This window comes from Enterovibrio norvegicus DSM 15893, from assembly GCF_900115495.1.
Classification (GTDB): Bacteria; Pseudomonadota; Gammaproteobacteria; order Enterobacterales; family Vibrionaceae; genus Enterovibrio; species Enterovibrio norvegicus.
Map to the genome: position 1 here is coordinate 55584 of NZ_FOWR01000031.1, position 7333 is coordinate 62916.

Genomic DNA, 7333 nt, shown 5'->3' on the forward strand with positions numbered 1-7333 from the left:
TTCCTTTAAAGAGTCACAGACTGCATTTTCTGCATGAGATGGTATTCGTAGCGTGAGCGACCGATTTCAAACAGGATGAAAATAGCGGACGCGAAGAAGGCCACGGCAAGTAAGGCATAAAGCTCAGAGCTGGTGGTGCAATAAGGACGCACCATTTCAATCAGCGCGACTTCTCCGCCAAGGTAGAGCGCGTTGTAGATAAAGGCGCGACGTGAGCGGAAGGTTTGCTCCATGTACACCGTCATGCCGACATAGGTGGAAAGCACCAACAACGCTGGCGAGATCATGCGCAGGTATTCGGCACATTCCGCGGCAATGGATGGCTCGTTAACCAGCCACAGTGCAATGTTTTCACTGAAGATAAACACGGCCAGCAACACAGGGATTTGGTACAGAATCGATTGGCTCACGAACTGCGTCACGCTGTTTTTCAACATGCTGTAGTCGTAGTCTGCCGAGTTTTTGTTGAAGCGAATCGCTTGGCTGACACCTACCGCAATCGACAACATGATGATGAGGTTCTGAATACGTGCATAAAGCGGGAAGGCAGAAGCCGCAGCATCGCTGTATTGCAGCAAGATGTAAGTGATGTAGAACAGCCACGCAATCAGGAGTAAGTAGCTGGAAAATATAGGCACAATAATGGACAGCAGCTGCTTCACTTGGGTTTGCATAGCGGAGAAATACGCCAGTGCGCGAGGCGCGATAATTTGGCGTAACGTGGGTGACAGTGTCAGCCCCATGGTGATGGCAACCAATGTTGAACATGCCGCCGCATAAGGCATCGACATCACGCCGTGGCCTTGCTTGGCGAAGATGAAAATCAAGCTGAGTTGCAACACGTTGGCGACAACCACAATGCTGGTGGCGAGCGCGTTTTTCTCTTTCGCAAACAAACAGGTCGTCAGAATCGAAGAGACGGTGATTGGCAAGAACACCAAGGTCATGGCGAGCAGCAAATCAGAGAAATCGAGATAGGCGACGATAGGCAAGTGGAAATAAGATTGGAGCAGGGGCATCAGCCCCCACACCATCGCGCCTAATCCACCAAACAGCACCACGGCCATGCCAAACAAGGTGGCAACCGCGCTGTGAACCTCGGCTGCCCCTGCATCTTCATGGCTTGATACGATAGGCAATGCGCCAGCACGTAACGCGTCAGACAAGGCTGACAAGGTGAAGCCAAACGGCATAAACACCGTGAGGATAAGCAGCGCGCGTTGGTCTTCTTGGCTGATTAACCACACCGCCAGCAATTGCGTGACAAACGTGGAAGATGACGACGCGAAAATGGACAGCGTCGATCCAACCGAGGAGAAGGTAGGGCCAACCGAAGAAAGGATAGAGGCGATATTTTTCATAGTCCGCTCCATGGGCTCACGTAATCGTTCCGCTTCAGGATGTTGACCAAGTTATGTTTTTGGATAACGTGCGTGCCTTCCATAAAGTCAAAGGCATAGCTATCGCGCATAAACTTGCGAACATGGGTGAAATGGTCAGATTGAAGTTTGCTGAAGTGCTGGAACAAGAAAGGACGCATTTGCTTCACTAAATCATCCAATTCAATTTTCGCCAGCGACGAATACGCCATGTTGTCCGGTTCTTTGTCGGCGGTTTTTGCCGCCACCAAGTTCACTGCCCGAATGGTTGAAAGAATGGTGTTGAAGTGGCGACAGGCATCTTGCGAAATACCTGCGTCTTTACCGTGGTCGAGCAGCACATCCACCGCGGCTTGTGCATAGCCGATGCTCAGGCCAACCACGCACGGGCGCATTTTGTTGAAGGTGCGGATCATCGAAAACAAGCCGCGCTCACAAGGGTGAAGGTGTTCACCGAGCAACTGCTCTTGGGGGATGGGTAGCTCATCAAACTTCAAGTAAGACAAGCGCGCACCACGCAAACAATGTTGCTTCAACAAACGACGTTTCACCTGCGGCGAGTCGATCATGTCTTTGGTGACCAGAGCGGCACGTGTTGCCAATGGGCTTGCCCCTGTTTTGAACAGCACCACGCCAATGTCACCGCGCGCTCCGTTGCCAATTAACCACTTTTCCCCGCTTAATGTGCCGTTGGTGTAGCGTGATTCTAAACGCCCAGCATCACTGCCTTTACTTGGCTCTGTTACAGCAAAGAAGGTGCGGCAGTTATGTTCTTTTAAGTAGTCATAGAAATGGGCTTTCTGTTCTTCCGAGCCTGCTTCATTCAAGATGACGCCAGACAGACTTGGGCCAGGTGAAAACAGCAATGCACCGGGGTCGCCGTAAGAAAGCTGCTCAAACATGCGAACGCGCTCTTCTGTTGTCATGGAAAAACTGCTCAGGAGCAGCGCATCCAATTGTTCGTTGCGAAAATCCGTGTTGCTGTGAATGTCTTGGTAGTTATCAACCGCGCTGGCCACTTCGCGAAGCCACTCAATGTGTTCGCCGTATTTCTCGCCGTAGGTTGCGGCATATCTGTCTAAATTGATCATCGCCATTGCTCCAAATCGTTCAGTAAAAGGGCATATTGCAGGTGATGTTCGACGCCGCTTCCGGCAAGAATGGAAATGCCGCCTTGCAGGTTCGAAATGATGTTTGAAGCCAAAAGCACGCGCTCTGACAGAGGCACGAGCGAATCAGGCAATGTTTCAGAGGCAAGCTGGAGTTGGAAAAGAAAACGGTGATAGTCGGTGATAGACAAACTCACGTTCTCAATGTCTAGCAAGGTGTTATCGCCGACCTTTTTGGTTTTCAAACGCGCAACGAGGTGGCGGAAAAACACCGACATCTCCGTGTGAAAGCAAGAGAGGGACTGTTGAACGAAACCTTCCCAGGAGAATTGTTGTTTGCTGGAAGATGCCAATGCAGACAGGGCAAGGGCGGGTAAGGCTCTCCCTGAACGTGTTGAAACCTTCACGATGTAAGTGTTGGGAAGGGCGATGAGGTTTTCAGCCTCAATCGCATCCATGCTGACGGGTTGACCGCTGACATTTCCTCGGCGATCTATCATCACGAAGGTGCTTTCCGCACCGTGAAAAACAGATACCAAGGTTCCTTTTAGCTGCTCTTCTTGCAGATCATCAATGATGCTGCAATTGTTTTCGAAATCGAGACGATACATTACAACGGCCTCAACAAGCTGATGGTTGTGTTTAGCGATTCGGCATCTTCGTCAATGAAAACCCAAATACTGCTGCGGAATGAATCGGGGTTTTTCTGATATTCATCTAAAAGCTTCGGTAAGGTATTTACGGAATACTCTGGCGATAAATAGTGTGCGTTCTTCAGTAAATCAGGCGAGATGTCACGCTTGTCCGACAAATAATCCAACTGCTTAAACGCCGCAGTATTTCGGTGAAGAAACAAGGTGCAATCACCCGCGCCGAGTTTGTGTTTCTCCAGCAGGGTTTTGATTTCTTCTGCCAGCGCAAAGCTCGACGAATAGATCTTGTTTTCATTCAAGAACACGGAGTCTTCAAGTTTGAAAAGCGCACCGTCGTTGTTGGCTTGGCTGACGAACAACGCAGAGCCACTAGAACTGACCGGCATGATGTTGTGATCAGGCAGGTAACGTGGCACAGCATTTTGCTCCATGCCCACCAATATCTTGGTGCGGGAATCGTCCAAACTGTCGGTGTTGAAAAGGATGTGAAGTGCTGTTGTGGTTGCGATTGAACCCACATCGCACACGTCAATGATCTCAGCCTCTAAGTCGCTTTTCCAAAGGAAGTAGGTCGCAAAGGCGGAGTACTCTGGGTCCCACTCGGGTGTCCAATAGCTAAAGGCCACATCAGAAATGTCAGGGTAAGCTGCAAACGGTAAATCGCTCTCAAGCACCGTATCAATGATGTTGGTGTAGCTATATTGGTCACCCGTCAAAAAGGTTTCTTGCGACAGGTCCTTATCGGAAATTCGGTATAAATCCTTAAAGTAGGTCGTATACCGATCCCGGGGTTCCTGTCGTAGGCTCCTTTTTTCAAGTGGGAAATATTGGCAATAATTAATGTACATAATTAAGCAGCCGGTGCGAGTTCTACATTTTCGACAATGTAATCAACCATTGCGCCAATAGAACTGAAATGACGTTCTTCCAAGCTTTCAGGGTTAATCGAAAAACCATCAATGGATTCCTCAAGCTCCATTAAGAACGTCAGTGACCCCAATGAATCCATCCCCAGATCGTCACGCAGGCTCGTATTTTCAGTGAGTACAACATCCTCTGGAATTGTGATGGTTGATTTCAGGATGGCTACCATATTTTGATACGCGTTATCTCTTTGCATAATTAACTCCATTTACGTGCTTTGGTTAGGTTGTGTGTTGCCATAAATCCATGAGTTCAAATTAAGCGTGGGAGGGCGATTTGATAACCTGACACTTATAACAGTAAGGGGGAGGGACGAAAGGTTAGAACGGATTGTTTGCTTTTATTTGTATGAAAAATAAAGGGAATAAATAAAAATGATGGTTGGTGTGGGTGTGAGGTGAAAGCGGTACTGTCATTTGTGACAGGCGAGCGGGTGCATAATGCTTAAGAGCAGGGAGAGCAGGGAGATCAGAAAGAGGAGCAGGAAAAGCAAAAAGAGCAGAGTGGAGTTTTGAGAGTGCTAGATAAGAGCGAAAGATAAGAGCAGGGAGTGTAGTGGTTTAATGAATCCGGACACCATTTATGGTGGTAAGGTGATCACCAAAGAAAGAGGTGCTCCATGACAATACAACGACTCCCACCATCCCGATTTTCGTTTCTGGCGTGTGCATTTGTATCGCGTGTCGGACCGGGTGCGGGAGGTGTTAAGGCGTCTACATATTCGCTTTGAAACTATTTCGAACAAAAAAGGCCTAACAGATGCCTACCCATTGAATTTCCTATTCGATAGTATTGGCGGTGTCTTCGAAATAGTTTGGAAAACGAAACAATGAAGAGTGTTCCTACACACAAGCCACGTCCTATGGTTGACCTTCTGGTCAGTATTGTTGTCCCTGCATTTATTCTCATGAAATTGAGTGGCGATAACGAATTAGGCGCAAGTGGCGGTTTGATTCTAGCGTTGAGCTTCCCATTGGGATGGGGCTTGTTTGAGCTAGTGAAATACAGAAAGTTTAACTTCATCGCCTTACTGGGTTTAGTGAACGTTCTGCTTACGGGCGGCATTGGCTTGCTCGAGCTTGATACCAAATGGTTAGCCATCAAAGAAGCAGCCATTCCTGGGGTTATCGGCCTTGCGGTTCTCGCCTCAACCTTTACCTCTTCACCCCTGATCAAAGCCTTGCTGTTCAACCCATCAGTGATGGACGTTGAGAAAATCAACGAACGTCTGCAATTGCGCAACAGCATGGCCGCGTTTGAAGCGCGTTTGCTAAAAGCCACGTACTTTGTAGCCGGTTCGTTTGCTTTCTCTTCCACCATGAATTATATCCTGGCGAAATGGCTCGTCACCAGCCCAGCAGGAACGCCAGAGTTTAACGAGCAGTTGGGTCAACTCACGCTTTACAGCTACCCGATGATCGCACTGCCATCGACAGTGATGATGATGGCCATTTTCTATTACCTATGGCGTACCATTCATGGTTTGACGGGATTGAAACTGGAAGAAGTGCTTGCGAACAAATCTGCGGGTTAAGTTTGTATACGTGATATCGACATCGATGAAACATAAAAAGGCCGCTGAATGATCAGCGGCCTTTTTTAGAATGTGCTTTACAGGCTCCACCGTAAATAAGGTCTCCTAACTTCTTCTGTTTAGTATTTGAATACTATTGCTATTAATTCTCATTAATAAGGCCGAAATAAGGAAGCTTTGTATTTTATCAAATCCTTATATTCATTAATCAAAAATAACCTTCTATTTCTGATAGTTGAAATGGATAGTGTCTTTATAATATCCATAAATCGCTCAAGTAATCTAAGAGGTAATACTAATAAGAATGGTTATCGTTAACTAAATTGTTGATAATATTTAGTTTTTTTGTTGCTAAATCAAGGGTTGTTAATTAATATTTTCACCACGTTGATAATATGTTTAACAAAAGGAACATCTTTATGAAAGGGCATAAAGAGGTCGTGGTTGAGCTCAACAGAATATTGACCTCAGAGTTGACGGCGATAAATCAGTATTTTCTTCATGCAAGAGTGTTTAGGCACTGGGGGCTGGAGGCTCTCAATGAAGTGGAATACAAAAAATCCATTCAAGATATGAAGCATGCAGACAAACTCATTGAAAGAATCCTATTTTTAGATGGTTTACCGAATCTACAGCATCTAGAAAGTCTGCGTATTGGTGAAGATGCCGAAGAGATGATGAGTTGCGACAAAGAAATGCTTGCGGACGAGCTGGTACAGCTCCGTGCAGCCATTGCCATCTGTGAAGACAAACAAGACTATGTATCTCGAGATATTCTCAACGAACTTTTGGAAGACGAGGAAGAGCATCTTGATTGGCTGGAAGCACAATTTGAATTGATTGGAATGACAGGAATACAAAACTATCTCCAATCTCATATGGACGACTAGGTGAAATCATGAAAGGCAATCAAGACGTAATTTCGGCACTCAACCACCTGTTGGCGCATGAGTTGTCAGCAATGGACCAGTATTTTGTTCATGCTCGCATGTATGAAGATTGGGGTTTGCAAGAACTGTATGAGCGCATCAACCATGAGTCAGACGATGAGCGTGAACATGCCTCGTTGCTGATCAACCGCATCTTATTTTTAGAGGGCACACCAGATGTGAGTGCTCGCGAAGCACTGACAATCGGTAGTAGCGTTGAAGAGATGCTGCACAATGATTTGCAGTATGAATACAAGGTGGCGGAAGTACTTCGTAAGGTGATCGCGCTATGCGAGGAAAAGCAAGACTACCAAACGCGTGAAATTCTTTTGCAATTGTTGGATGACACCGAATCAGACCATATGTATTGGCTAGAGAAGCAACTGCGACTTATCAAGAGCGTGGGGCTTCAGAACTACATCCAATCCAAAATGGGCAAACCCGCTTAATCTTAATGGGTATACCATCCAATGAAATCACCTGCATTGCAGGTGATTTTTTGAGACTGTAACTAATTTTGTGTAACTGGCTATCACACCATACTCTAATGAGAGTTAAGGATAGGCAGATGCGCATGAACAAGAAAGAACTCGAAGCTTTCGCAAAGGAAGCAGCCAAAGGTATCAAAACACCTGAGGACTTGAACGAATTTAGCCAGATGTTGAAAAAAATCACCGTCGAAGCAGCGTTGAATGCTGAAATGGATGAGCACCTAGGCTACGAAAAACATCAAAAGTCGCCATCAAACAACAGTCGGAATGGCACGAGCAGCAAACGTGTCAAAACCGAAGAGGGCGAGTTTGAC

Annotated in this window: 9 protein-coding genes; 4 read left to right on the top strand and 5 right to left on the bottom strand. The window is 46.6% G+C overall.

Going from position 1 to position 7333, the window contains the following annotated elements; translation table 11 throughout:
* Nucleotides 1–5: 5 nt before the first annotated feature.
* The 5 genes from BM082_RS17985 to BM082_RS18005 all read right to left on the bottom strand — a co-directional run bounded on the left by BM082_RS17985 (nucleotide 6) and on the right by BM082_RS18005 (nucleotide 4261).
* Complete coding sequence (locus BM082_RS17985; RefSeq protein WP_017017527.1) at nucleotides 6–1361, bottom strand: MATE family efflux transporter; 1356 nt, start codon at nucleotides 1359–1361, stop codon at nucleotides 6–8.
* A complete protein-coding gene (locus BM082_RS17990; protein WP_026025213.1) occupies nucleotides 1358–2470 on the bottom strand; it encodes an acyl-CoA dehydrogenase family protein in 1113 nt (370 codons plus the stop codon). Before BM082_RS17990 ends, BM082_RS17985 begins: the two co-directional genes overlap by 4 nt.
* Nucleotides 2467–3099: a hypothetical protein gene (locus BM082_RS17995; RefSeq protein WP_017009300.1), complete on the bottom strand. Its 633-nt coding sequence runs from the start codon at nucleotides 3097–3099 to the stop codon at nucleotides 2467–2469. Before BM082_RS17995 ends, BM082_RS17990 begins: the two co-directional genes overlap by 4 nt.
* Nucleotides 3099–3857 carry a hypothetical protein gene (locus BM082_RS18000; protein ID WP_017017529.1) on the bottom strand — a complete coding sequence of 253 codons (759 nt, stop codon included), beginning with the start codon at nucleotides 3855–3857 and terminating at the stop codon, nucleotides 3099–3101. The genes BM082_RS17995 and BM082_RS18000 overlap by 1 nt, the downstream gene beginning before the upstream one ends.
* A 134-nt stretch (nucleotides 3858–3991) precedes the next feature.
* Nucleotides 3992–4261 carry an acyl carrier protein gene (locus tag BM082_RS18005; protein ID WP_017009302.1) on the bottom strand — a complete coding sequence of 90 codons (270 nt, stop codon included), beginning with the start codon at nucleotides 4259–4261 and terminating at the stop codon, nucleotides 3992–3994.
* A gap of 633 nt (nucleotides 4262–4894) precedes the next feature.
* On the opposite strand from BM082_RS18005, the gene BM082_RS18010 reads away from it, so the two are divergent.
* The 4 genes from BM082_RS18010 to BM082_RS18030 form a co-directional block, all read left to right on the top strand.
* Entirely contained in the window at nucleotides 4895–5599 is a 705-nt protein-coding gene (locus BM082_RS18010; protein ID WP_074928038.1) for a VC0807 family protein, read from the top strand.
* Between the two features lie 419 nt (nucleotides 5600–6018).
* Complete coding sequence (gene bfr, locus BM082_RS18015) at nucleotides 6019–6489, top strand: bacterioferritin (protein WP_074928040.1); 471 nt, start codon at nucleotides 6019–6021, stop codon at nucleotides 6487–6489.
* 8 nt (nucleotides 6490–6497) lie between these two features.
* The gene (gene bfr, locus BM082_RS18020; RefSeq protein ID WP_074928042.1) at nucleotides 6498–6977 is read left to right on the top strand and encodes a bacterioferritin; all 480 of its coding nucleotides are present in this window, start codon (nucleotides 6498–6500) and stop codon (nucleotides 6975–6977) included.
* A gap of 125 nt (nucleotides 6978–7102) precedes the next feature.
* Nucleotides 7103–7333, top strand: a 231-nt coding sequence (locus BM082_RS18030; RefSeq protein ID WP_026024874.1) for a transposase, incomplete at its 3' end; no start/stop codon positions are given.

What these genes read in the sequence shown, in the direction of transcription:
- BM082_RS17985 (WP_017017527.1), bottom strand. Translation starts at nt 1,361, where the DNA reads ATGAAAAATATCGCCTCTATCCTTTCTTCGGTTGGCCCTACCTTCTCC.
- BM082_RS17990 (WP_026025213.1), bottom strand. Translation starts at nt 2,470, where the DNA reads ATGATCAATTTAGACAGATATGCCGCAACCTACGGCGAGAAATACGGC.
- BM082_RS17995 (WP_017009300.1), bottom strand. Translation starts at nt 3,099, where the DNA reads ATGTATCGTCTCGATTTCGAAAACAATTGCAGCATCATTGATGATCTG.
- BM082_RS18005 (WP_017009302.1), bottom strand. Translation starts at nt 4,261, where the DNA reads ATGCAAAGAGATAACGCGTATCAAAATATGGTAGCCATCCTGAAATCA.
- BM082_RS18010 (WP_074928038.1), top strand. Translation starts at nt 4,895, where the DNA reads ATGAAGAGTGTTCCTACACACAAGCCACGTCCTATGGTTGACCTTCTG.
- bfr (WP_074928040.1), top strand. Translation starts at nt 6,019, where the DNA reads ATGAAAGGGCATAAAGAGGTCGTGGTTGAGCTCAACAGAATATTGACC.
- bfr (WP_074928042.1), top strand. Translation starts at nt 6,498, where the DNA reads ATGAAAGGCAATCAAGACGTAATTTCGGCACTCAACCACCTGTTGGCG.